Raw genomic sequence first — 25,118 nt, forward strand, 5'->3', positions numbered from 1 at the left:
GATGAATTGACGGTAAATATAGAAATTATTCTCCGACTTTCACCACAATATGAAACAAAAGCACCTGTAGGGAACAAAGTTTCAAGATACTACACTTATATCCCCGAGTCTATAGTTTAAATACGTTTTCAGCGAATATTCATCTTCCTGAACATCTCAAAGTCCTCCTTACGCAATCCGATATCGTCGTAAGCCCGCGGCTCGTTGTGGTCGTTCAGGTAAAAGCGGGGGAACTCCGTATAGGACGGGCTTGCCACGGACAGCGAGTCGTTCACATAAGCAGTAGTCACCCCGGCCAGATCGAGTACCGAATGGAACACGACCCGGTTCGAAGCGACAGACTTTTGACGGTTTTGCTGTAAAGCAGCGATATGCTCCAGATATTTCTCCCGGTATGTATCCGAAGTCCAGACAATAAACGGCACGTGCAACTGATAATACGAAGGTACAGGCGACGCATGCAGAAAGAGGTGACGGTCATCGTCAAAAATATCTTCTCCATGGTCCGAAGTATAGAGCATGGCCGAACCGGCATCCTGTTGCTGCAACAAGCCGATCAACCTTGCCAGGAAATCGTCGGTATAGCGAATGGAGTTGTCATAGGCATTAATCAGATTGTCCCGATACTTAAATTCGGCATCCGCTGGACTGTCGGGCCGGAAAAACGCAGCCCCGGCAGGATAGCGCTCACGGTAGTTAAAGTGCGAACCATAGGTATGCAACACAATGAATTGTTTGCGGTTCCCTTTGGCAAGTTCCTCTTTCACCAATGCCAGCAGGTTGTCATCCGAAAGGTTCTGACCGGCGGTCAGCGAATCTTCTTTGATGAAATCGCAATGATCGGCCTCTTTTCCGAAGAAGTCTATAAAAGAATTATTGTAACGCTGATTGGAGAAAAAAGCCGTCTTGAAACCTGCCTCCCTGAAAGCCGTAATAATTCCTTTCTGATGGTAGATAGAGTCGAAATTTTCTGCCGAAACGGCGGACATCAGCATCGGAACGCTCTTATGGGTTGTGTTCGACTGGGTCAGCACATTCGTGAAAGCCGTAAGATTGGGTATTTCCGACAATTTGGGGTTCGTCTCGCGGTCATAACCGTACAACGACCAGTTGAGAGCACGGGATGTCTCCCCCACAACCAGCACGTATATCTCGCGGTCCTCCGCCGGATGGGTGGCAGTAGCATGGAAAGTAAAATCCTTCGAAGTCTCTGCATAGTCGAGGGTCTGTGCGTTGCGCTCTACGGCAAGCACTACGTTGTAGCACACATTGACCGGATATAAATCGGTGGTCATCTCATATTTCTTATCCAGCAGGTAGGCAGCTCCCAACGAAAGAAAGCCAATGGCAAGTACTCCCCACGCACGTTTCCGTTGCCTACGGATAAAATCGCCAGAGAGCCTGCGTTTACGAACAATGGAAATCATACCCAATATCAGGGCGGGTATATACAGTATCACGATCGTAACGAGGACCGGCAGCAGATTGTCGAGCAACTCCATAGCTTCGGAAGAATTGGTCGTAGCCAGATTGAGGAACATATCCACCGCTATGATGGACTGCCCGAACAGATAGAGCAACACGATCTGAAAGGCCCCGAAAAATACAAAAAGAAACAATATCCAGAGCATCTTTCCGCAATTCCTGGACAGGGTCATAATCAGATAATAACAACCCAGAGGTAACAGGACGTTGGCAACCTTAGCCACAAGCGGTAAAGGTTCCGTGAAACACAGTACTATGTTGGGCACAATCAGCACAAACAAAAACAGGTAGAACAAGTTCTCCTGATTATCGAACCATTTCTTTATCTTATTAAAAAGCTTCATTGATATTAAATATAAATCCGGTCTGGCCTTTTCCAAACCCTAAATCCAATCGTACATTCACTCTCTTCTTGAACTCCCACCGGTAGCCGAATCCATAATTGGGAAGTATATGTTTCACCTCGAACGAAGAAAAGTCGGGAAAAATATTTCCGGCTCCCACCCAGACAGCTACTCCGTTACGTTTCCATATATGCTGCCGGAGTTCAACCTGCATATCCACCACATTCTTGTCACGGAATCTGCCATCATAATACCCGCGCATGGAATACGAACTGCCCAATGTTGCCATCAATCCCCAGGGCGGATTGCCGTAAGTCAGCAGCGTATGAAATTGTCCGGCAAGTATTCCACCTTTCCACACCTTACGATAGTAGCTTGTGGTCAGCTCCGTACTGCTGAATGCGTAGTCATTCCCCAGAAACGCAGGACTGAAACGCTGGTCTATGCGCAGATAATACCCCTTATAGGCATTCGTGAGGAAGTCCCGCGAATCGTACACAAGGGAAAGCCCTGCACTGACGTTGGTCGTACGGGTGTCCATCCCCTGCCAGAGTTCGGGTTTCTCAAAGTTGCGTCCGTCGATATAATCGAAACTTGCCATAGGTCCCAGATAGAAGTTTTTTGCCAAACGGAACATAAAGTCAACTTTCACCTGTGCCTGGAAGCGCTTGTAACTGCTTTCATTTTCGTCATTCACCGCATTCCGGTATCCTATTCCCCAATACAAACTGGGAAAAGAATAAAAATAAAGGTTATAATTCAGCCTGTATTTATCTTTCGGAAAAATATGATTGCCCCGAACGCCCAGCAGATAGAATCCGACAGTGGACACATCGCCATACAATGATACGGTGGAAAGCGGCAGAAGTGTATCGGCACGGTCGGTACGGTATAATCCAGCAGCCACCAGTCCCAGCCCAAGCTTGGTATCACTGGAATAATGCGGACCACCGATTACACTGAAATCAAACTTCTTACTTTTCTTCTCTTTATTGGCATCGTTGAAGTAATCAAGGAATTTCTTGATAAAACTACGCTTCACTGCAACAGAGTCGGAGTGGGCAGCGACAGCAGTAGAAGCGGAATCCTCTGCAACAGGAATATACGTAATCGGTGAGAGACTATCGTTACAATTCTCCCCCTGTGCCAAAGATACAGTCCACAGTGCGGAAAAGCATCCAAGTAATAGCCAGTTTTTGTGTTTAGGTTTCATATATTGTTCCCTCTTAAGAAAACTCAATCTACAAAAGTAGTTTTATCATTCCTTGTTACAATCATATTACATTCTCTTTTATCATTTATTGCCTCCATTTAACACTTAATAAACGAAAAAAGTTCAGAATGTGCCATATAAAGCAATATTAAATTCTAAAAACTTGTAAACAACACATAATATCAGCTAATAAAACAACTCTATTATTCTTTAAGTAAATTAAATCCGCTTTATTTGCATTGTACAACTTAACACATTCCCCAACCTTAAACAATGCTTCCATTATGAAACGGAATTACTGGCTATCGGCCATTGTTTTCTTACTTTCCATCCTGCACGCCCAGGCAGATGAATGGATACGGATTAACCAACTGGGCTACCTCCCACAATCTAAAAAGGTAGCTGTATTTATGAGTGAAACCCCGACTGAAGTGAGCAACTATTCACTGGTCAATGTATTTACCGGAAAAACGGTACACACTTTCACATCTCCCCGGAAGACAGGCCCGATCGGACAAATGAAATCAACCTACCGGCTGGACTTCAGTACCTTTGATACACCCGGAACCTACTATCTGAAAGCCGGAAAAGCAGTATCGCCCCACTTCCCCATCAACCACCGGGTATATGACGGGACAGGCGACTTCCTGCTGAATTACATGCGCCAGCAGCGATGCGGTTACAATCCCTTCCTGAAAGACAGTTGCCATGTACATGACGGCTTTATCGTGTATCATCCTACAAAGACCGGACAGCACATCGATGTCCGGGGAGGATGGCATGACGCGACCGACTATCTGCAATATACCACAACCTCGGCCAATGCCATTTATCAGATGATGTTTGCCTATCTGCAAAACCCGGAAGCTTTCGGCGATGCTTACGACGCTACCGGACACCCCGGAGCTAACGGCATCCCGGACATTGTAGACGAAATAAAATGGGGGCTCGACTGGTTGAACCGGATGAACCCTGCCCAAGGAGAGCTTTACAACCAGATTGCCGATGACCGGGATCATGCAGGGATGCGCCTGCCCAATAAAGATTCGGTAGACTACGGCTACGGACGAGGGCAAGGGCGTCCGGTTTACTTTTGCAGTGGCGAGCCACAAGTTCGCGGTAAATTCAGAAATGCAACCACCGGAGTGGCCAGTACCGCAGGCAAATTCGCCTCTTGCTTTGCACTGGGGGCAAAGGTACTGAAAGATTTCTATCCGGACTTCGCCCAAGAAATAGCCTCTAAAGCAGACAATGCCTATCAAGAGGGTATAAAGAAACCCGGTCCCTGCCAGACGGCCTCGGTAAAGTCGCCCTATATTTATGAAGAAGACAATTGGGTGGACGATATGGAACTCGGAGCCATGGAACTGTTCAAAGCTACCGGCAACCCCAAATATCTGGAACAAGCAGTAGAATACGGAAGGCGTGAGCCGGTGACACCGTGGATGGGTGCCGACAGTGCCCGCCACTATCAATGGTATCCGTTCATGAACATGGGACACTACTGGATAGCCAAAGCTTCGGGCAACGAGCGCCTGCGCAACGAATTTATCCGGAACCTGCGAACCGGCATACAGCGAACATACGAAAAAGCCACAAGCAGTCCTTTCCTGCACGGCATACCTTATATCTGGTGTTCGAACAATCTGACCACCGCCATGCTTACGCAATGCCGGCTCTACCGTGAGCTGACAGGCGACACGACTTATGAAGAGATGGAAGCCGCCCTGCGCGACTGGCTCCTTGGGTGTAACCCATGGGGAACCAGCATGATCGTAGAGCTACCTTTATCCGGAGATTATCCGATACAGCCTCACTCTTCATTGCTGAACGCAGGAATAGGCAACACTACCGGCGGACTGGTGGACGGCCCGGTATACCGTACCATCTTCGAAAGTCTCCGGGGAGTAAATATGGAGGGTATTCCGGGAATACCCGGACAGGATTACAAACGTTTCCAACCCGATCTAATGGTCTATCACGATGCACTCCATGATTATTCGACCAACGAACCGACCATGGACGGAACCGCTTGCCTGACCTACTACTTATCTTCTTTACAGAAAGACGGCATGAAACAAGCGAACGCAGCAGCAGACAAGAACATCTACAGCAACGGCGGTATTGTACGTACCGACCCGTCTAAAAAACAAATCACACTCGTATTCACCGCCGCCGATAGGGCAGACGGAGCGGATGCCATCATCAATACCCTGAAAAAGCAAGATATCAAAGGAGCATTCTTCTTCACCGGAGAATTTTACGAACTCTATCCAGACGTAGTGCAACGCCTGCTGAAAGAGGGACACTACGTCGGCAGTCACAGCTACGGACATTTGCTATACAGTCCGTGGGGAAACCGTGATTCGCTGCTGGTGACGCGCGAAGAGTTTGAAAAGGATCTGCTGAAAAGCTACGAAGTGATGCGAAAGGCCGGTATTGAATTTAAAGACGCACCGCTCTACATCCCACCTTACGAATATTACAACCGGCAGATTGCAGCGTGGGCGAAGAGTATGGGTATTCAAGTGGTTAACTTCACACCTGGGACAGGCAGCAATGCCGACTATACCACACCGGACATGAAAAACTACCGAAGCAGCCGGAACATTTATGATAGAATCCTCTCGGTAGAAGCCAGCGAAGGACTGAACGGACACTTGATGCTGATCCATTTCGGAACAGACGATCGCCGGATTGATAAGTTCTACCACGGCTACCTTGAACGGTTGATTAAAGTCCTGAAGAAAAAAGGATATAAATTTGTCCCGTTGCGGGAGGCTGTCGGGATATAGAGACAGCTCTTACTTAATGTAGAATAAGATAAAGGTTAGTTAAGAAGGTTATCATAATAGGTATTTAAGGTACACAACCGCTCCGATTGTTTTCAGTAAATACCCCACCTCCACCCCCAAGGAGGATGTGGTTTGTATAACCTGAGGTCCGCCCCTGCGAAGGTCCGGACCTTTATTATGCTTTCTTGCCAAGATAGTCCTCACTCCTTCGGAACATCAGTACAACAAGTTACCCATCCAGTATCATAAGAGTTGTACAACTCAAGCACTACCAGTTATACAACTCGTCATGCACCAGTTGTACCACTGGCATTCTCTGCCTTCCCAAACACAAGAATCCATCTTCCAGACAAAAATAAAGTAACGTCCCGTAAGGTTTCTCCCGACAAATCTTTATCTTTACAGTCTCAACTTTAATGATACGGATATGAAAAACAAACTACTACTCTTGCTGCTACTTTTGGGAAGCAGCTACATCACAGCGCAGACAGTAATTGAAAATCCCCCTTTCGAAACACGTCAGGGAAGTATACACACCATCTCGAAAATAGAACTCTCGCCAACAGAAACCCGACTGACGATACGAACTGTGTTCCGTCCGCAATGGTGGACCAGCCTGGACAGCCTGACTTACATTTACGTTCCCGAAAGCAAAAAGCAACTTTATCCCCTGCGCATAGAGGGACGTAAATTCGGCGAACAGGTGACGACTCCCGCCTCCGGCATCATAGAGCACGATTGCGTCATCACCTATCCTCCCTTGCCCGAAGGCACTACCCGGATAGACTGGATAGACGATAACCTCAACTCGGAGACCAATACTTACGGCATCTTGCTGGTGAAGCCTCAGGAAACCAAAGAACAGGCCTCCTTCCGCAAGATACGTGGCAACTGGCAGCAGGCAGATGCCGGAAACGGATGGGACATCGGGATTTATGATTCGCTGGCGATTATGGACAACCGTTTCTGGAAATATGATCTTTGCCGGCAACAGGGGAAAAAAATCAAACTGAACTTAAAGGACGAAACAGGCGAGCAGTGCCTGCTCGAAATAACACAGGAAAAAGACGGCAACCTACGTATCGGAAAGAACGGGGAGAAACCCAATAAGTATATCCGTGCCGGATGTCCCCAAAGAAATTATGCGGCAACCACAGCCCCCACGACCCCACAAACAGACTTCTTCCGGAAAGACACGGTTCACATACGCGGATTCCTGGATGGATACAGCCCCAAACTGGGATTCACTACCGTACTGATTTATACGGACAATCACATAACTCACGAAAGCACTCCCGCCGTAGTCACCATCCATCCGGACGGACGCTTTGAGTCGGACTTCGTCGTCAATTATCCCGGAGTGCACCACCTCTCTATAGGTAGCAACTGGATGACATTCTATGTCAAGCCGGGCGAGACCCTGATGCTTTACGTCAACTGGGAAGCCCATCTGGACTATCTCCGCCAAAGGAGACTGAAACCTATGCTGACAGAAACTCTGTACATGGGGCCTTCAAGCAGCATAAATCAGGAACTGATGCCTTGCAAAACGCTGTTCTCAAAAGATTATCAAATCATACTGAATGCGTGCAAAACACTGACACCCTCTGAATTCAAGGCACAACAAGAACCGATGTATCAATTGTGGATGCATCGGATCGACTCGCTGGAGCAGTCGAAAACACTACAGCCCGAAGCGATGCAAATGCTGAAGAACGATGTGATGATCAATTACGGTGCCTGGCTCTTGGAATTTACCCTGATGAGAGACATAGATGCCAGTAAAGATACGACTAACGCGATATTGAAAATAAAGGAAAGCCCGGACTATTATGACTTCCTGAAAGCAATGCCGTTGAATGATGTCCGCAGCATCGGTTGCAACGGCTTCTCTACCTTTATCAACCGCATTGAATTTATGAACCCCTTCCGACCGGCAAGCTGGCAAATAAGGAATGACTCAGACGACAGGGTGAAGATATATGCAGAAAGCTGGCGAAAGCAAAAGAAGATATTGCAGGATACGACGGGAATGCCTTTCCCGGTAGTCGGCGAACTCATTCTGACGCGCTCCTACCCGTTCCTGGCCCAAACTCTCAAGAGCGAAAAGAAGGCTTTTGCTCTGCTGGACACACTGAAGAGTTATCTGCACGACCCATTCCTGTCAGCGGAGGCCGAACGCATATACCGCCAGATTTATCCCGCACAGGGGAAAAAGCCGCAAGAGCTTCCGGCAGGAAAAGGTACGGACATCATCCGTAAACTGACAGCACCTTATCTGGGGAAATTTGTGATTATCGACTTCTGGGCAACGTCTTGTGGCCCTTGTCGCGCCAGCATCGAGAAGCATGCGGATTTGAGAAAAGAATACCGCAACAGTCCCGACATCAAGTTCATTTTTGTTACCAGCAACCAGGACTCACCGGAAAAAGCTTATGAAAGCTATGTGGAGAAGCACCTGAAAGAGGAAACCATCTTCCGCCTTCCACAAAGCGACTATAACTATCTGAGGGAATTATTCCGTTTCAATGGCATTCCCCGTTACGTGTTGCTGGACCGTGACGGCAAACTGCTGGACGGAGACTTCCCGATGTATAATATTGAACTGTTCCTGAAAGAATCTAAAATAAGGAAGGAGTGAAAAAGATTGTTCACCACAGAGTAACACAGAGTCCCACAGAGAGAAAATAATAGAAATTAAAACTCTGTGAGACTCTGTGTTACTCTGTGGTGAACATCTGCCTCTATTGGGCACAAAATTATTTTTGCAGTATACGGATAAACGTATCGATATCTTCTTCCGTTGTATCAAACGAAGTGACCAGGCGTATTTCGTCAGCCTCTTCATTCCAGAAATAGAAGAAATAAGATTGCAGCATGCGGTCTATTTCGGCACGGGGCATGGTCAGGAACAGCTGGTTGCTTTCCACCTTCTGAGTGAAACGTACACCGGGGACCTGCCTCAGGGCATCAGCAAGACGCTTTGCCATCGCATTAGCATGGGTTGCGTTTTTCAGCCATAGTCCGTCTGTCAGATAAGCGGTGAACTGGCAAGAAAGATAACGCATCTTGGATGCTAACTGAGCCGATTGCTTACGCACGAAGCGCGCCTCTGGTTTCAGTGAGTCATCGAATACGATCACGCACTCTCCCATCATCAGCCCATTCTTGGTTCCACCGAAACTGAGCACATCGATACCGCAATCTACAGTCAGCGCCCGCAATGAAAGCCCCAGCGAAGCACAAGCGTTGGCTATGCGCGCACCGTCCATGTGCACCCGCATACCGTATTGATGGGCAAGCGAAGTAATGGCTTTCAATTCGTCGGGTGTATAGACGGTACCCAGTTCCGTACATTCCGAAAGATAAATAGCTCCCGGCTGAGAGTGGTGCTGGTCGGCAAAGCCATGCAGATAGGGTGTGATCAGTTCCGGAGTCAGCTTCCCGTCGGGAGTGGCGATAGGGCGGATCTGACAACCGGTCATCTTCACCGGAGACCCGCATTCATCCACATAAATGTGCGCAGTTTCGGCACAAAGGATAGAGTTGTAAGGGCGAGTCATCAATTGCAGGGCAATGACATTGCTGCCTGTCCCATTGAAAACAAACAGTGACTCACAATCGGCTACAAACGTTTCTTTAATTTTCCGGACAGCTTCTTCTGTCCACAAATCATCGCCATAGCCCAAGGCATGATCCCGGTTAGCCCGTGTCAAGGCTTCCATAATGGCAGGATGCACACCCGAATTATTATCAGAGGCAAAACTTCTCATAGTGTGTTAAAGATAAATTATTCTGCAAAGGAAGAAAATTATTCGCAGAAAAAGAAAGGATTTCACCACAGATTACACAGATTTCCACAGCACCTTTACTATTAAATATCAACGGAATAAATCATTAATCTGTAGAAATCGGTGTAATCTGTGGTGAAATCAAACTCCCTCAGGAATGAAACTTCTTCTTGCGAAGCCAATAGTCCAATCCAAGCAATAACAGGACTAACGTTGCAATATAGCTATAAAAGACCAACAAGAGAGAATCAACATGGGAGAAATCCATACCGGACAAGCAGTCCTTAACATTGAATTCCAATTTGAGAACAAGCGTATATACTCCTACTCCCAACAACAGCAATATACCGGCAACCATGCCACACAGCATCGCCCGCTCCTTCCGCTTCTGTTGTTTCTCCGCTTCCAGACGGATCTGCTCCATCATCCGATAATTAAAATTAGACGGCAATCTGCCGGACTGCCTCTTTCGGAGGGCCTGTTTCAATGCATTTTCCGTAGGTTTCTTCTCTGTTTCCATCATCACTCCTTTCCGTTCATCAATACATAAATTTTTTTACGGGTACGGTGCAGTTTCACTTTCACATTTCCCGGTGAGAGTTTCAGCACCTCCCCTATTTCTTCTATCGACTTCTCTTCATAATAGAAAAGTGTAATCAAGACTTTTTCTTCGACACTCAACAAGTCGATGGCCTGAACCAGCCTCGTTGTCCGTTCTTCGTCATCGGTAGGGCAAAGTATTTCGTCGGCTTTTTCATCGGGTACATTATTTATAGTACCTTCCTCAATATAAAGAAACTCCTGTTTCTTTTTGCGGGTAGCGGATACAGCTGCATTATAAGCAATCCGATAAAGCCAGGTAGAAAAGCGGCACTCTCCCTTATAGCTCTCAAGACAACGGAAGGCTTTCAGAAAAACATCCTGCACCAACTCTTCCGCATCTTCGGAACAACCGACAATCTGCACAATCAGCACATAAAGCGGACGGCTGTAACGGTCGATAAATACAGAAAAAGATTCTGTGTCTCCGTTCAGTATCCGTGCTATGTATTGTGTTTCTTCGTTCTGTACCATGATATTCGGTTAGACGCAGGCGGATTAGAAAGGTTACAAGCAAAAAAATATTTTTTTCTTTGTAACCTTTCCGTAGTCTGTTGCGTCAAACAGTGCAAAGAACGGAATTATTCACTTAAAAACATACGATCATGATGGATTTCATTACAGTCCCCTTAGTTGTGGGCATCATTACCTTAGGTATTTACAAATTGTTTGAACTTTTTGCATGCAGACGCGAACGTATCACTCTTATCGAAAAGTTAGGAGAAAAGATGTCAGAAGGCAATCTCGAACTGACTGGGAAGATTGGTTTGCCCGACTATAATCGTTCTCAACCATCATTCGGTGCTTTGAAAGGCGGCTGTCTGTTGCTGGGAGTAGGACTGGGACTATTAATCGGTTTTATCCTCAGTTATGTAAGCTTCTCTCTGTATGACTTTGACAGATTCGACAAAGGATATCCCCGCGAAATGATAGGAGTTATCTACGGATCATGCACACTTCTCTTCGGAGGAGCTGGATTAGTGACTTCTTTTTTGATAGAACGGAATTTCTGCAATAAAAAGAAAGAGGAATAAAAAATAATCTCCGGAATGCAATACCACTGGACTGTTCCGGGGATTTTTTTCACAATAAGCAGCATCTATCCAATATAAACATTTACACAGAGGTAAACATAAAGTTCTTCCTCTTCTTGTTCAAACTCAATCTTATCTTCTCTGGCTAACCAGCCCAGAGCTGCCCCCAATTCCTTATCCTTTAACCCGGATTTCCTTTTCAGGTTGCCATAACTCCATTTGTCATTGTTGCTCAACAATTGCCAAACTTTTCCGGCATTCAAGCCGATTTCATTCTTATCCATTTGATACAAAAGTTTAAAGGTTAAAACACATAAAGCTACTATTTACGCGGTGTAAGTTAACAAAATTATGTAAGCATTGTTACTACAAAAACACTAAAAACATACTACATACGATATTTTTAACATAAAATCTATCTTATATACCAATCTACCAAGGTTATTAGCATACGTTAAATATACAACTTTTTGATATAATCACCTGTTATTGCATCATTGAATAACCTAAACTGAATGATAGATATGGGAAAGAAGGTAGCAGAACAGCTTGTCGACACTCTGATTGAGGCAGGTGTCAGAAGAATTTATGCAGTAACAGGCGACAGTCTGAACGAAGTGAATGAAGCCGTCAGGCAAAACGAAGCAATGAAGTGGATACATGTACGTCATGAAGAGACCGGTGCGTATGCCGCAGGTGCGGAAGCACAACTGACCGGACTGCCGGGATGTTGTGCAGGAAGCAGCGGACCGGGACATGTCCATTTAATCAATGGGCTTTACGATGCTCACCGTTCGGGAGCTCCTGTGATAGCCATTGCCTCAACTATTCCAACCGGAGAATTCGGAACTGAATATTTTCAGGAAACCAATACGATCAAACTATTCAATGACTGTAGTTTCTATAACGAAGTAGCTACTACTCCCCAACAGTTTCCCCGCATGCTGCAATCGGCCTTGCAAACAGCCACTACCCGAAAAGGAGTAGCCGTAATCGGGCTTCCCGGTGACTTGGCAAAGAAACCGGCAGCCCAAGTAGAGTCCTCTGAACAGATTTATCCGTTAGCTTCGTCTGTATGTCCGGCCGAAGAAGACCTGATCCGGCTGGCCGGCATGCTGAATCACTACGGACGCATCACCCTGTTTTGTGGTATAGGCTGTAAAGGAGCACATGAGGAAATCATCCAGATGTCCGAGATTCTAAATGCTCCTGTCGCGTATACTTTTAAAGGAAAAATGGAAGTACAATATGACAATCCCTATGAAGTAGGTATGACCGGACTACTGGGTATGCCTTCCGGCTATTACAGCATGCACGAAGCAGAAGTGCTTGTCATGCTCGGAACCGATTTCCCCTATTCCGCCTTTTTACCCGATGATATAAAAATTGTCCAGGTGGATATTAAACCCGAAAGACTGGGACGACGTGCCAAAGTGGATCTGGGGCTTTGTGGAGATATACGCTCTACTCTTCGTGCCTTATTGCCCATGCTACAACAGAAAAAGGATGACTCTTTTTTACGTAAACAGCTGAAACGTTACGAAGGAGTAAAGAAAGATCTGGCTGCCTATACGGAAGATAAAGGCAAAATGGATCAGATTCATCCGGAATATGTGATGTCCGAAATCAATAAGATTTCATCCGATGACACCATCTATACGGTAGATACAGGTATGACGTGTGTATGGGGAGCCCGCTATCTGCAAGCGACCGGAAAGCGGCACATGCTGGGCTCTTTCAATCATGGTTCGATGGCAAATGCCCTGCCCCAAGCTATAGGAGCAGCGTTGGCTTGCCCGGACAGACAGGTAATCGCCCTTTGTGGTGACGGAGGATTATCCATGACATTGGGAGATCTGGAGACTGTGGTACAATATAAACTCCCTATAAAAGTGATTGTGTTCAACAACCGGTCCTTGGGAATGGTAAAACTGGAAATGGAAGTAGACGGACTGCCGGATTGGCAGACGAATATGCTGAATCCTAACTTTGCACAAGTAGCCGAAGCAATGGGTATGACAGGCTTCAATGTTTCCGATCCGGAAGAGGTATTAAATACATTATGTAATGCATTCGAACTGGAAGGTCCCGTATTGGTAAATATCATGACCGACCCGAATGCTTTGGCCATGCCTCCGAAAATAGAATTAGGCCAAATGGTAGGCTTCGCCCAATCCATGTATAAACTACTGATCAACGGACGCTCACAGGAAGTTATCGATACGATCAATTCGAACTTTAAACATATCAGAGAGGTATTTTAATGATGAACAGGGTTGGGTGAATGATGAATGGTAAACGATGAACGGTAAATAATGGATAATTATGATCCACACCTTGCGTTCATCGTACACCATTCAGCATTCATCATTTATCATGTACAGCCTTTAGCAACCACGCCAATTGTACTCCCAGGTCTTTCATATTTCTCAACCCTTCTGCATCATCATAAACTTCTCCCGGCATTTCACCAATACCGAAGTTCCAGTAAGTAGATCCGGGAACAATCATTCCGCTTCCGAGCATAAAACGGTTAAGTTCATCATAAACCGTTACGGCACCACCTCTGCGGACACTAATCACGGCAGCTCCAACTTTACGTGTCAGTGTACGCCCTTGTCCGATAGTGGTCAACCCCAATCGGTCCATAAAAGCTTTCATCTCCGCGCTCACACTACCATAGTAAGTAGGTGATGCCAGAATTATTCCGTCTGCCTCCTGGGCTTTTCGGATAAACTCATTCATTGGGTCGGTCTTGATGACACATTGTCCGTCCTTTGTCTTGAAACAAGTATAACATGAAGCACAGCCACGCAGCAACTTCCCACCCAACTGTACCAATTCGGTTTCTATACCGGCTTCCTGTATAGGTTTAAACACTTCATTAATTAGCATCTCTGTATTGCCACCTTTACGGGGACTTCCGTTAAACGCCACAATTTTCATTTTGTCTGTTCTTTTATAGGTTTAAAATGCAAATATAAATTAGTAAAATATGTTAGAGTAAAAGTGCCCTTGGTTCCGGCCCTCCTATTTTGTTTTATTATTGATACACAAGCACAATTTAACACAATTTACCGCAGTTAACGTACGATGACTCCTTAGGGATTAATCTGACTTACATCAACAGCAATCACGCCTCTAAGAGGGGTTACATATATCCCTTGACGGTTACATCCACCCACTATGTAAAGCGTATTTTTCCAGTAGAAAAGCCCTGCATTTTCCACGTCCAAAGCAGCCAGTTCGTAAATACGCACTGTATCTGTTTCAATATTGTAAACCTGTAAGTTGCGATTCTCAAAAATATAAATATAGCTGCCATCAGAAGCCAGTCCGGGATAGGAAACTCCATCTTTCAGGTCACACAATCGTTGCCATTTCCCCGTCCGCAAATCGTAACTCGCAGCTGTCCACATAGGTGCTGTATGGTAACCACCCCAAAAATAAACCTTATCTCTCACCAGAATGCCATTCATTCTGCCACACCGCCCGGCAGGAATGGTATCTTCCAGTTCATACCAGACACCTCGTTTCAAATCGAGCGTGTGTATTTTATTAGAAAAAACTTTCTCTTTTATAGCCCCTCCCATCGCATACAAACAGTCACCGTAAATGAAAGAAGTGAAATCAACTGCCTGATGGGGATTGACGGGATCGACATACAACGTATCCTTATCCAAATCATAAATTTCCATTGTAGCATCTGTATACTCCAACTGCCGGTTAGTGGAAAATCTTTTCCCTCCTAAAACAAAAACTTTGCTATTATAGAAATGGGCAACATGGCCGGCACGCGGTATAAAGCCTTTAGCACATTTCTTCCACATATCGGTTGCAATATCATACACATACATATTGGAAGAACGATACTCCCAGGCTTCAGTACCTTGCCTGTATTTATTGGATGCCATTCGGACCAGTGTTTCATCACCGCCAACCACATAAATCTTCCCTGCATGCAGAAATCCGCCGTAAGAGTATAAAGGCTTGGGTAAAGGAGCTAGTGACGTCCACTCCAGGAAGAATGGCGGACGCTCTCCGCTAACCACTACCTCATGCAGCAATTGGGGATGCTCATATAGAGTCACTTTATATTCGAGACGCTGTAATTGGGGTAATGTACACTTCAACGGCAAATAGCCGACATGCGAAAAGACGATGGTATCACTTTTCGTCATCATATCACAGCTAAAGAAAAATTCTCCTTTTCGGTCTGTCGATCCGATTCCAACGGAATCTTTCTGCAAGTAAATATTCACACCGGACAAGAGCCGTCCCTTTACACCATCCACAACAACTCCTTTAGTTTGAGCATCAACAACTGGTCCCCCCAAAAAGAGAGCACATAGAAATAAAGCCGCACGCGAATACTTTGTCAACATATTGATCCCCCAAAATATGAGCTACAACTCCATCACCATCAATATCGGATTATCATCCTCCCTTATCTTTACTCCCGGAATTTCACCCATAGCTTCATCCGCCGGAATAAAAAAAGCAAGTTTATTTCCACTTATATAAGCAGGTAATAATTTGATGATTGTACCCGAAAGTAAACGAAATTGGATTCCACGGAACACTGTAAACTGATTGGGACGGGTCAAGATACTTCTCGACACGATTTGATTCGTTTTCCGGCTCCATATTTCGCCCAGAACTTGCTCTTTGTATGCATACTGCAAATAATAATATCCCGGGAAAGTACTAATAGATAATCCTTTAATAAATGGATCATATTGATTCCACTTCATGAATTGCTTTACATCTTCCGAAGACGGCGCATATTTGCCTTTACGAAGGATAAAGTCAAGTTTCAATCCGTCCGGAGTCAAAAGAAAAACACTATCGCTATTAATGTGATTAAACAAACAAAGATCAGGACTGCACGCTTTTATACTGCTATTCAACATAGTAGCTCCCCGTGTAATATAATCGGCCGTCGAATCAAAAGGTAAAATGGAAGACTTCACCCGCAACGCCGTATCCGTCACAATAACTTCTGATTTACCTTTACTGAAACTACCACGAAAAAAATAAGAATCGCCCTGCATGTGCAATAAATAATTAAATTCGGAATCGGCCAAATTAATCTCCCGGAAGAACTTCCCCTGCTTATTATAGATGATATGTTTATAACTGCCATTATCAAAAACACGAATAGTGGAATCTTTTAGATGGTATACGACTGAAGATAAATAAACATATTCTCCGGGCCCATTGCCTACATGCCTGAAGCTATTTAAGAAATTACCTTTATAATCGACACAATTTATCCATTGACTTTTCCCTTCCGAAATAATGCACATATCATCATCGAGATACTCTATTACAGGATGACCGTCCATCAGATGAGAAGAGGACAATGGTATATAAGTAATCTTTTTGGCCACACTATTCCACATAAACGTATCAGGAACTTGTTTATGGATTGCCGAAGCAAAATCTAATACAGGTATAGTATCTCCTTTTATTTTGTGGCCACCGGTATTAATCCCCGGCTGAGAAGTACAAGCTATCACCCCCAAAGCAACGAACCATAGAAATATAAGATGTGCCTTCATATATAAGTTTGTTTTGGTTTGAATATACGAATGTACACAAATATATAATCTCGGCAAAGCGTTCCACGCAATATCCGCAAAGGTCAACAAAAAAAGCTGCTTCCGTTTCCGAAAGCAGCTTTCTTTTTTCAATCCTGGGAATAAATTACATCATTCCACCCATTCCTCCCATTCCGGGAGCGCCCATCGGCATTTCGGGTTTATCTTCTTTCTTTTCTACAATCACACATTCGGTAGTCAGGAACATACCTGCGATAGAAGCGGCATTCTCCAAAGCAACACGTGTTACTTTAGCAGGATCTACCACACCGGCTGCATGAAGGTTTTCGTAAACATCCAAACGGGCATTATAGCCATAGTCACCTTTACCTTCACGAACTTTCTGAACTACTACAGCACCTTCTTTACCGGCATTGGCTACAATCTGACGCAACGGTTCTTCGATAGCACGTTTAATGATTTCGATACCGGTTGTTTCGTCGGCATTGTCGCCTTTCATACCTTCCAAAGCATCGATTGCACGGATGTAAGTTACGCCACCACCCGGTACGATACCTTCTTCAATAGCAGCACGAGTAGCGCGAAGTGCATCATCCACACGATCCTTCTTTTCTTTCATTTCTACCTCAGAAGCAGCACCTACGTAAAGAACAGCTACACCACCTGACAGCTTAGCCAAACGTTCCTGCAATTTCTCACGGTCATAATCTGATTTAGTAGCAGCAATCTGAGCCTTGATCTGGTCGCAACGTTCTTTGATGTTTTCTTTAGCACCGGCACCGTTTACAATTGTAGTGTTGTCTTTAGAAACAGTCACTTTGTCAGCAGTACCTAACATTTCGATAGTAGCCTGCTCCAGTTTCAGACCCTTTTCTTCGCTGATCACCACACCACCGGTCAATACGGCAATGTCTTCCAGCATTTCTTTTCTGCGGTCACCGAAGCCCGGAGCTTTTACTGCACAAATCTTCAACTGAGAACGCAGACGGTTCACTACCAATGTAGTCAATGCCTCACTATCTACATCTTCCGCAATAACCAACAAAGGACGGCCTGACTGTACAGCCGGTTCGAGGATAGGCAAGAAATCTTTCAGGTTAGAAATCTTCTTGTCGTAAATCAGGATGTAAGGTTTCTCCATCTCACATTCCATCTTCTCCGTATTAGTCACGAAGTAAGCCGACAGATAACCGCGGTCGAACTGCATACCTTCTACCACACCGATAGTAGTATCAGTACCTTTAGCCTCTTCAATAGTAATTACGCCATCTTTAGAAACTTTACGCATGGCATCAGCAATCAGTTTACCGATAACCGGATCATTATTAGCGGAAACAGTAGCAACCTGCTCGATCTTGTCATAGTTATCACCAACTTTCTCTGCCTGATTTTTAATAGAATCAACCACTTTGACAACAGCCTTGTCAATACCACGTTTGATATCCATAGGGCTTGCACCGGCAGTTACATTCTTCAAACCTTCTGCTACGATAGCCTGAGCCAAAACAGTTGCAGTAGTTGTACCGTCACCGGCATCGTCACCTGTTTTAGAAGCAACTTCCTTTACCAACTGTGCACCGGTATTCTGGTAAGCATCTGTCAGTTCAATTTCTTTTGCCACTGTCACACCATCTTTAGTGATGTGAGGAGCACCGAATTTTTTCTCAATAATTACATTACGTCCTTTCGGGCCCAGTGTTACTTTTACCGCATTTGCCAAAGCATCAACACCTTTTTTCAATTGATCGCGAGCTTCGATATTGAATAATATTTCTTTTGCCATAATGATTTTACTATTTAATTAATTGATTAAACACTACGTTTATTAACCCAAAACAGCGAGAACATCGCTCTGACGCATGATAAGGTATTTTGTACCTTCTACTTCAAGTTCTGTTCCGGCATACTTTCCATAAAGAACCGTATCGCCTGTTTTTAATACCATTTCTTCGTCTTTCGTACCGTGACCAACTGCCACAACTTCACCCTTCAAAGGTTTCTCTTTTGCTGTATCAGGAATAATGATACCACCAATTGTTTTTTCTTCTGCAGGTGCAGGGAGTATCAGCACTCTGTCTGCTAATGGTTTAATGTTCATAGTTACTTTTTATTTTTATATGTTATACTTATTATAGTAATATTTTGTCCTTTTAGCAGGACGAATAACCTATTGCGAAAAGTGTGCCAAAAGGGAAGAATGATTGTTTGTCAGAGAAGGACTGCCAAAATGACTGATGACATTGGAAAAACAGGCGCTTACTTAATAGGTAAGAGAATGATAAGTCATTCATTTTATCGTTGCAAATGTATGGATAATTTTTAATGTATCCAAAATATTTCTTTTCTTTTTTTTAAATGAAACTATTTAATATTTGCCTTTTACACCAGTTCTTTTTATTAAATTGTTATCTATGAATGATTTTTAAAGTAAATATAATTCCTTATTATAAAATAATATATATCTATATGACTGTTTCTTGCCATGAGATTATGAATTTAACTCAAAACTACCCGTAAGAGCATATGTCCATAAAATAAATTCTCTTACCTATTAAGTATGAGAAAAGTCTTTTCCTAATCTTTATTATTACGTTATCGTATAACGCCTCTGTAAGAGGTAAGAGCGTAGCGTGCCTTATCAACAAATCATTTTTAATTTCTTATCAAAACGCTTTGTAACCTCAACATTGCTGTTTTTGTATTACGCCAACTTACACAAGGGGGAGTATCTCCCATTCGATTATTCACCAAAACAATAACAAATACTCAACATTATGAAAACATTAAAACTATTGTTTATTACTGCATTGTCTGCAATGACTCTAAGTTGCAGCGAAAAAGCTACAACAGAAATTCCTGAAACAGAATTGAGAAACATCAGTTGTACCACTCAATTAACAACTCATTCTTCCGCCCAAACAAGAGGATCCGCACCAACAAGTCTGGACGAGGACCATTTCGTGCTGTATGCATTCAAAAAAAACGGAGAAGGTAACTTTAGTTATGAAGAGGCTAAACACCCAGCAACTGCCATTAATGGAGAAACCTGGAAATATAATGCTGCATTTCCGGTAGGTACCTATAAATTTATTGCATTTTACAATCTGGACGAAAGCAACCGAACTAATCTCAATGAAATTATAGAAAACATAAAAAATATAAGTTGGGAGACTGTATTAAAAAGTATCGTAATTACCCATTACCCCTCTACCTCTTCCCAATACCAAACGGACATGAATGAAATTTTCTGTGGTAATACGGAAGAGATAAATATTTCCAGTGGTGTAGGCGGAGATGACAATGAAATAAAAATAGAATTAACTTTGGCACGTATTGTATCACGCATAGATATTAAGTTTATCAAAGTAGCGTCAAACGATCCCACAATAGAAGTACCATATAAAACAGGTAATATATTTGGAAGTACAGAGGCGAACCCATTGACATCGTTGATCTTCAAGCCAACAAATATCCCTCTCAAATATAACCTTTATGGAGAAAATCCGGACTATACAGCAGGCACCCCATGTGAAGTAACCTACAATACTCCTACATTTCGATATGGAGAATCCGGCGCGGATGCAGTAAAGTCAACAGAGTACCAACCATTCCCTAAAGATGCAGATGCAATCAACCAAAATATGGAAACTAATATCAAAAATGGTATAGCAAACGGTGGAGCCTACTTTATGGGATCTTACTTACTACCATTTTCACCATCTGTTTTTCAAACGCTGAATGCCAACATTCAACTTAACAAAGCAAATCAGGAAAGAACGATCAAAGTCCCTTCGTTCACAGTCACCAAAAACTATGTTTCTGTGATTACCATTAAATTAAATTCTTCGACTGAAGCCGAAAACAATGATGAAGGTAATGATGACGAACATCTATTCAACCCAAAATCTACTTTCATTGTAGAAATAGAAAAAACTTATGACGGTATCCATCAAACGGATGTTGATGTCGAATAAATCCACTAAAATCCTTCTGCAGAGCCTAATATGATGAAACACTACATCGGACAATTACTTTTGGGAACACTTGTGCTGGGAAGTGCCTGTACTAACCACCGGGAAATAATCGAAGGAGATACTTCCGTCAATGTCACATTTAAGGCCCAACAGTCACCTTCCACCAAAGGAGGAGATGACGACGAAATGTCAGTTCTCATATTTAAAAAAGAAGAGAACCAATTTACCAAAACAGAAAGTATCCAAGAGAGTCCATGGTTTACCGAGAAAGAACACTTGCAAAAAAACATCTTATTGCCAACAGGAATCTATCGATTCCTGTTGGCAAAAGGATTTTCTCAAAATGCGGTAAGTTCTGAAAAAATTTCATTCGTGACCGAAGATAATCCGGAAAATCTAATTTCAACTTCATATGACCGGAACTATTATTTTCAGTATCCTACCCACGTTATAAACGAACAAACGGAACTCAATCACTGCACAACAGCCCTCTTTACGGACTCAGACCAAGAAGATATCCAAGACAGTCAGACAGAATATAATTTATCAACAACGAATCAAGCACAAATTTCCCGGAAAATAAACCATTTACAAGGCCAATTATGCTTTATTATGCAAAGAGCCAGAAAAGAAAACGGACAATACATATCAATTGATTCACCTGAAAACACTTTTGATAATGCATTGAAAAAGATTGATGGTATCAATCTTACAATAGAAGGAAGCAGTAGTCGCTGCTATTTAAGTGAAACCGGATTAATCTTTAAAAATCCGATGTCCTACCACTGTTCGGCACGACTCCAAGACGGGAATTTCTCTTTTAAAAAGTTTGATGTAGACAAATTTGTTTCTCTGTTCAGCCCGGCTATTGAAAAAGCAGACTATCAAAAGTACCAAGGAGCAGCTTATTGCGAAGGTCCGCTACTATTCCCTGCCCCTCTCAATCAAACGATTTGCATAACCATCGATATCGATTACACAGGAACTCTGAAGAGCAAAACTTTCACATTAAAAAATATCACTTTAGAACGCAACAAGATGTACCTGTTCACCCTCTGGATTTTAAATGAAAATATTGATATTTCCATTTCCCCTGACGCCGAACTGAATTTAGAAGAACTAAAATTCAATAGTCAGGTTTCCGGTAACGACGGATTTTGGAACTAACAACACATAGGCAATGAAACCACATACACTTTTTCTGATTTTAGGAATTCTATTGTTGGGGGTCTTTTCGTGTGAACAACCCGAAGGAGCTCCTGAAACATCAGCCTTCAGCCTTAGTCTGGTGCCTCCTGCCGGAGAGGTAGTCCCCGGTGATAATACAGTATTGCCCCAATTGGTTTACCATCTTTTCATTTTCCGTTCCGCAACTTCTACCCCTTCATCCAATGATGGTTCCGATTATATCTTTTGGGAACGGACCGAAGAGAAAGGGCTCGATCTCGAAGAAATCCAAAACTACACATTATCCATCCCGACCGAATATACTGATCGATTTTATCTGTTACTACTCCATGCCACTCCGAAACAGAAACCGGAGTCTGTAGTCTTAAGTGGAGAAGGTATGACTTTCACAGACTCAGAGATCAGTATGGTTAGAGAAAACGATAACAGCTATATTCCTCTTTCCAAAGATAACTATTATGCCATCCAGGCTCTTACCCCGGAAGACATAACACAAGGAAAAACTTCTATCGAGTTCAAATTAAAACGGGCAGTGGGTGAACTGGTTTTTGATGTAATGAAGTGCGATGAAAAGGGTAATCCCATCGATATTGACGCAGAATGCTCCTCAACTTTAGACAGAGTATTTCAAATAGATATGGAGGTAAGCGGAGTGACACCCAAAGTGTCTTTAACCAACGAAACGAAAAAGCCGGAACGAATTGATATTTGTTTCTCTAAAACAGTCACTCTCAAAGAGGATACATACTTCCCTGTTTTCGAAGACAATAAAGGAATCATAGAGTTACTTAACGATGCTCCGTTGGATATTGATAATAAAGCCGTAAATGGAGCAACGCGCATCTGTGGTCCATACCTCTTCTCCAAGATAACTTTAGATAATCCGGAAACAGGAGTGGCAGAGATAGAAGAAGGAGTCAAAGCTGTCCTCAAATTTTCGTATTATGACACAACTCCATTTCCCCCCGGAAGTTACAATACCAAAAAACTCACTCTATCTCTTACCGACAAACCATTGACTATCGTGAAAGACCATTATACCGTAACCAATATACGCCTTCGAAACAATCGTATCATAGATCTTTCTGTTTCGGGTTATTACGGAATAGACTGGAAATGGGACTAAAAAATAATGAGAATATGATGAGACATAGATTATTATATACTCTATCAGGATGGATAAGTCTATTATTCTTATATACCTCCTGTAGTAATGAGGTGGAATTCCCTGATAGTAAGGATGAACTGGTTACAGTCCGATTAACTGCCACTATAAACAGTAAAGAGTTCTCAACAGACAACGAAATTGTACCGATGAGGACACGAACCAACAGCATAGCAGACTACAATGTGGCAGCAATCAACGATAGCCGATTGATCATTATAAAAGAAGTAGATAACTCCACATGGGTGATAGAAGAGATAGAAGATAAGGTTATTCCCCAAGGATACATAAAATCTTCCGATTCATTTAACTATACTCTCCAAAAGACACTACGCCCGGGAAATTATAAATTTATACTTCTCATTAATGGTCCGAAAAACAATACATTACAACCTAATCAAAGCTTTACAGAAAGCGATATTCCATGGCTAACAAGCCTTGATACAGACTATTGCAGTTATGAAATATTTTTCGCAACATCAGACATTGTTACGATTAAAAAAATTGAAAAACTTGAAGACTCCGGTCATCACCACCCATTAACAGAACAATTAACTCTAAAGCGATATTCTTCATTAATACGCCTATCTACAACAGGAGACGACTTCTGGGGAATCTTCGATAAAGAAACAGAGATTAATTATTCCATAAAAGAACAAAGCATTACTGGAATAAATCTACTTGGTCAAACTGTCACAAAAGATACTGAGTTATCTTTCGGTAAATTAAAAACAATTATAAGACAAGCATTTCAGTATCAAGTCGGTGATCAGACGATGTTTTTCACTTACTTTGGAGTGAGAGAGGAGGATAAATTAAAAAACATATTAACCCCACCCGAAGGTAAAAACATTACTGTAACCATCTTCCAGGACAACGATCAAACACCGCCTACTATTGAAGTCGAAACCCAAGCGATGCGCAATCAAGTGACGACTCTTATCCTAAATAAAGTAGGATCTGCTTTAAACTGTCAATCTCTCATAATAGGTACACCCGATAATTGGGATCCTAATAATATTCCATGGGGACACATAGAACTCAATTTCTCAAAATGAAAACAAACCGTCTTTTATACCTTCTTCCTTTCATTCTACTTTTTAGCAGTTGCTGGAAAGAAGATTTGAAAAACTGCTGGATGGGTGACGTTACCTTGACAATTGCAGCTGAAAAATTCCAGCAGCCGGCTACCGATAAAGGGCAATTGGAAGATAATCTGTCTGTTAGAATCAGTAGCATCCGTTATTATCTCTATAAAGATAACACACTGGTCCAGTCCGGAATTATAGACAATGCAACTGACCTGGACACTGATACGCATCCACTGAGCTTTCCCAAACTGGCATTCGGAGAGTATTGCCTGGGACTTGTTGCCAATGCTTCGGAAGAGGAACTTTCTGACACGACTACCCCCGAGGCACTCAATTTAAACTATCCGGGAGCCGAACAAACAAAAGATTATTTTACATCCTGTTATGATTTTACCGTTGATTGTGAATGCGGTTATCAAGACTTCGTAATTCTTCGACGTACTCAAGCCGTAACTCAATTCCAATTGAAACAGTTACCCGAAAACATTACCGGAATCGCAGTAGAAATGCATAAAGTAGCGGCAACCTGTCAGATTGATACTTTATATAAAGGTGAAACAATAGCCGAATACCATACCACAGTCACAGAAGCCACTAACGCAGAAGGTATCGTTTCTTTCAATATAGGTACCTTCCCAACAACCGGAACAGAGAATGCCAGCATTATCCTTAAATTATATGCCGATGGTAAGTCCGATTCTCCGGTTTACCAGAACACACTAAACAATGTACGCATTCTACGTAACCAACTGACCCGTATCAGCACAGATTTTAACTATACCATTCTGGGGAACTCCGGCTTCTCCGTGACCATCAATCCTGACTGGGATGGTACAAATAATGACGATGAAACAATCATACCCTAACTTTAGAC

The 25,118-nt window shown here is 43.2% G+C and carries 20 protein-coding genes; 9 read left to right on the top strand and 11 right to left on the bottom strand.

Annotation, left to right across the window (positions count from 1 at the left end; all coding sequences use genetic code 11):
- Positions 1-128: 128 nt before the first annotated feature.
- Both FDF36_RS06925 and FDF36_RS06930 read right to left on the bottom strand, forming a co-directional pair.
- Positions 129-1,829 (bottom strand): phosphoethanolamine transferase family protein, encoded by a 1,701-nt coding sequence (locus FDF36_RS06925; RefSeq protein ID WP_220390829.1) that lies wholly within the window; start codon positions 1,827-1,829, stop codon positions 129-131.
- The gene (locus tag FDF36_RS06930) at positions 1,816-3,042 is read right to left on the bottom strand and encodes a BamA/TamA family outer membrane protein (RefSeq protein ID WP_220390830.1); all 1,227 of its coding nucleotides are present in this window, start codon (positions 3,040-3,042) and stop codon (positions 1,816-1,818) included. Before FDF36_RS06930 ends, FDF36_RS06925 begins: the two co-directional genes overlap by 14 nt.
- A gap of 284 nt (positions 3,043-3,326) precedes the next feature.
- On the opposite strand from FDF36_RS06930, the gene FDF36_RS06935 reads away from it, so the two are divergent.
- Together FDF36_RS06935 and FDF36_RS06940 are read left to right on the top strand one after the other, a co-directional pair.
- Positions 3,327-5,837 (top strand): bifunctional glycoside hydrolase family 9 protein/polysaccharide deacetylase, encoded by a 2,511-nt coding sequence (locus FDF36_RS06935; RefSeq protein ID WP_220390831.1) that lies wholly within the window; start codon positions 3,327-3,329, stop codon positions 5,835-5,837.
- A gap of 427 nt (positions 5,838-6,264) precedes the next feature.
- On the top strand, positions 6,265-8,478 hold the full coding sequence (locus tag FDF36_RS06940; RefSeq protein ID WP_220390832.1) for a TlpA family protein disulfide reductase: 2,214 nt from the start codon (positions 6,265-6,267) through the stop codon (positions 8,476-8,478).
- A gap of 118 nt (positions 8,479-8,596) precedes the next feature.
- Here FDF36_RS06940 and FDF36_RS06945 read toward each other — a convergent pair whose 3' ends face one another.
- The 3 genes from FDF36_RS06945 to FDF36_RS06955 all read right to left on the bottom strand — a co-directional run bounded on the left by FDF36_RS06945 (position 8,597) and on the right by FDF36_RS06955 (position 10,702).
- A complete protein-coding gene (locus FDF36_RS06945) occupies positions 8,597-9,610 on the bottom strand; it encodes a threonine aldolase family protein (protein ID WP_220390833.1) in 1,014 nt (337 codons plus the stop codon).
- A gap of 169 nt (positions 9,611-9,779) precedes the next feature.
- A complete protein-coding gene (locus FDF36_RS06950; protein WP_220390834.1) occupies positions 9,780-10,151 on the bottom strand; it encodes a hypothetical protein in 372 nt (123 codons plus the stop codon).
- Positions 10,151-10,702, bottom strand: coding sequence for an RNA polymerase sigma factor (locus FDF36_RS06955; protein WP_220390835.1), 552 nt, complete (start codon positions 10,700-10,702; stop codon positions 10,151-10,153). Before FDF36_RS06955 ends, FDF36_RS06950 begins: the two co-directional genes overlap by 1 nt.
- 134 nt (positions 10,703-10,836) lie before the next feature.
- On the opposite strand from FDF36_RS06955, the gene FDF36_RS06960 reads away from it, so the two are divergent.
- The gene (locus FDF36_RS06960; protein ID WP_220390892.1) at positions 10,837-11,262 is read left to right on the top strand and encodes a DUF6249 domain-containing protein; all 426 of its coding nucleotides are present in this window, start codon (positions 10,837-10,839) and stop codon (positions 11,260-11,262) included.
- 65 nt (positions 11,263-11,327) lie between these two features.
- On the opposite strand, the gene FDF36_RS06965 is transcribed toward FDF36_RS06960, so the two are convergent.
- Positions 11,328-11,546: a winged helix-turn-helix domain-containing protein gene (locus FDF36_RS06965; RefSeq protein WP_005780792.1), complete on the bottom strand. Its 219-nt coding sequence runs from the start codon at positions 11,544-11,546 to the stop codon at positions 11,328-11,330.
- 240 nt (positions 11,547-11,786) lie between these two features.
- Here FDF36_RS06965 and FDF36_RS06970 point away from each other — a divergent pair, with 240 nt between their 5' ends.
- Positions 11,787-13,526 carry a thiamine pyrophosphate-dependent enzyme gene (locus FDF36_RS06970; RefSeq protein WP_220390836.1) on the top strand — a complete coding sequence of 580 codons (1,740 nt, stop codon included), beginning with the start codon at positions 11,787-11,789 and terminating at the stop codon, positions 13,524-13,526.
- Positions 13,527-13,629: 103 nt separating this feature from the next.
- Here the strand turns inward: FDF36_RS06970 and FDF36_RS06975 are convergent, their stop codons facing one another.
- The 5 genes from FDF36_RS06975 to FDF36_RS06995 all read right to left on the bottom strand — a co-directional run bounded on the left by FDF36_RS06975 (position 13,630) and on the right by FDF36_RS06995 (position 18,924).
- Positions 13,630-14,208: a flavodoxin family protein gene (locus FDF36_RS06975; protein ID WP_005807817.1), complete on the bottom strand. Its 579-nt coding sequence runs from the start codon at positions 14,206-14,208 to the stop codon at positions 13,630-13,632.
- A gap of 155 nt (positions 14,209-14,363) precedes the next feature.
- Positions 14,364-15,647 carry a Kelch repeat-containing protein gene (locus FDF36_RS06980; protein ID WP_220390837.1) on the bottom strand — a complete coding sequence of 428 codons (1,284 nt, stop codon included), beginning with the start codon at positions 15,645-15,647 and terminating at the stop codon, positions 14,364-14,366.
- 21 nt (positions 15,648-15,668) lie between these two features.
- Positions 15,669-16,826 carry a 6-bladed beta-propeller gene (locus FDF36_RS06985; RefSeq protein WP_220390838.1) on the bottom strand — a complete coding sequence of 386 codons (1,158 nt, stop codon included), beginning with the start codon at positions 16,824-16,826 and terminating at the stop codon, positions 15,669-15,671.
- A gap of 145 nt (positions 16,827-16,971) precedes the next feature.
- Positions 16,972-18,609 carry a chaperonin GroEL gene (groL, locus tag FDF36_RS06990; RefSeq protein ID WP_005780800.1) on the bottom strand — a complete coding sequence of 546 codons (1,638 nt, stop codon included), beginning with the start codon at positions 18,607-18,609 and terminating at the stop codon, positions 16,972-16,974.
- A 42-nt stretch (positions 18,610-18,651) separates the two neighbouring features.
- Complete coding sequence (locus tag FDF36_RS06995; protein WP_005780804.1) at positions 18,652-18,924, bottom strand: co-chaperone GroES; 273 nt, start codon at positions 18,922-18,924, stop codon at positions 18,652-18,654.
- A gap of 676 nt (positions 18,925-19,600) precedes the next feature.
- Here FDF36_RS06995 and FDF36_RS07000 point away from each other — a divergent pair.
- From FDF36_RS07000 to FDF36_RS07020, 5 genes are all read left to right on the top strand, one after another.
- Entirely contained in the window at positions 19,601-20,800 is a 1,200-nt protein-coding gene (locus tag FDF36_RS07000; protein ID WP_220390839.1) for a FimB/Mfa2 family fimbrial subunit, read from the top strand.
- Positions 20,801-20,833: 33 nt separating this feature from the next.
- Entirely contained in the window at positions 20,834-21,967 is a 1,134-nt protein-coding gene (locus FDF36_RS07005) for a hypothetical protein (protein WP_220390893.1), read from the top strand.
- Between the two features lie 13 nt (positions 21,968-21,980).
- Positions 21,981-23,114, top strand: coding sequence for a DUF5031 domain-containing protein (locus tag FDF36_RS07010; protein WP_220390840.1), 1,134 nt, complete (start codon positions 21,981-21,983; stop codon positions 23,112-23,114).
- A 14-nt stretch (positions 23,115-23,128) separates the two neighbouring features.
- The gene (locus FDF36_RS07015) at positions 23,129-24,211 is read left to right on the top strand and encodes a hypothetical protein (RefSeq protein ID WP_220390841.1); all 1,083 of its coding nucleotides are present in this window, start codon (positions 23,129-23,131) and stop codon (positions 24,209-24,211) included.
- An 80-nt stretch (positions 24,212-24,291) separates the two neighbouring features.
- Positions 24,292-25,110 (top strand): hypothetical protein, encoded by an 819-nt coding sequence (locus tag FDF36_RS07020; protein ID WP_195317582.1) that lies wholly within the window; start codon positions 24,292-24,294, stop codon positions 25,108-25,110.
- Positions 25,111-25,118 lie beyond the last annotated feature (8 nt).

The sequence above is a fragment of the Bacteroides fragilis genome (assembly GCF_019583405.1).
In the GTDB taxonomy this organism is placed as follows: domain Bacteria; phylum Bacteroidota; class Bacteroidia; order Bacteroidales; family Bacteroidaceae; genus Bacteroides; species Bacteroides fragilis_B.

Coding starts and splice junctions, on each gene's coding strand:
- FDF36_RS06925 (WP_220390829.1), bottom strand. CDS start 1,829: ATGAAGCTTTTTAATAAGATAAAGAAATGGTTCGATAATCAGGAGAAC.
- FDF36_RS06930 (WP_220390830.1), bottom strand. CDS start 3,042: ATGAAACCTAAACACAAAAACTGGCTATTACTTGGATGCTTTTCCGCA.
- FDF36_RS06935 (WP_220390831.1), top strand. CDS start 3,327: ATGAAACGGAATTACTGGCTATCGGCCATTGTTTTCTTACTTTCCATC.
- FDF36_RS06940 (WP_220390832.1), top strand. CDS start 6,265: ATGAAAAACAAACTACTACTCTTGCTGCTACTTTTGGGAAGCAGCTAC.
- FDF36_RS06945 (WP_220390833.1), bottom strand. CDS start 9,610: ATGAGAAGTTTTGCCTCTGATAATAATTCGGGTGTGCATCCTGCCATT.
- FDF36_RS06950 (WP_220390834.1), bottom strand. CDS start 10,151: ATGATGGAAACAGAGAAGAAACCTACGGAAAATGCATTGAAACAGGCC.
- FDF36_RS06955 (WP_220390835.1), bottom strand. CDS start 10,702: ATGGTACAGAACGAAGAAACACAATACATAGCACGGATACTGAACGGA.
- FDF36_RS06960 (WP_220390892.1), top strand. CDS start 10,837: ATGGATTTCATTACAGTCCCCTTAGTTGTGGGCATCATTACCTTAGGT.
- FDF36_RS06965 (WP_005780792.1), bottom strand. CDS start 11,546: ATGGATAAGAATGAAATCGGCTTGAATGCCGGAAAAGTTTGGCAATTG.
- FDF36_RS06970 (WP_220390836.1), top strand. CDS start 11,787: ATGGGAAAGAAGGTAGCAGAACAGCTTGTCGACACTCTGATTGAGGCA.
- FDF36_RS06975 (WP_005807817.1), bottom strand. CDS start 14,208: ATGAAAATTGTGGCGTTTAACGGAAGTCCCCGTAAAGGTGGCAATACA.
- FDF36_RS06980 (WP_220390837.1), bottom strand. CDS start 15,647: ATGTTGACAAAGTATTCGCGTGCGGCTTTATTTCTATGTGCTCTCTTT.
- FDF36_RS06985 (WP_220390838.1), bottom strand. CDS start 16,826: ATGAAGGCACATCTTATATTTCTATGGTTCGTTGCTTTGGGGGTGATA.
- groL (WP_005780800.1), bottom strand. CDS start 18,609: ATGGCAAAAGAAATATTATTCAATATCGAAGCTCGCGATCAATTGAAA.
- FDF36_RS06995 (WP_005780804.1), bottom strand. CDS start 18,924: ATGAACATTAAACCATTAGCAGACAGAGTGCTGATACTCCCTGCACCT.
- FDF36_RS07000 (WP_220390839.1), top strand. CDS start 19,601: ATGAAAACATTAAAACTATTGTTTATTACTGCATTGTCTGCAATGACT.
- FDF36_RS07005 (WP_220390893.1), top strand. CDS start 20,834: ATGAAACACTACATCGGACAATTACTTTTGGGAACACTTGTGCTGGGA.
- FDF36_RS07010 (WP_220390840.1), top strand. CDS start 21,981: ATGAAACCACATACACTTTTTCTGATTTTAGGAATTCTATTGTTGGGG.
- FDF36_RS07015 (WP_220390841.1), top strand. CDS start 23,129: ATGATGAGACATAGATTATTATATACTCTATCAGGATGGATAAGTCTA.
- FDF36_RS07020 (WP_195317582.1), top strand. CDS start 24,292: ATGGGTGACGTTACCTTGACAATTGCAGCTGAAAAATTCCAGCAGCCG.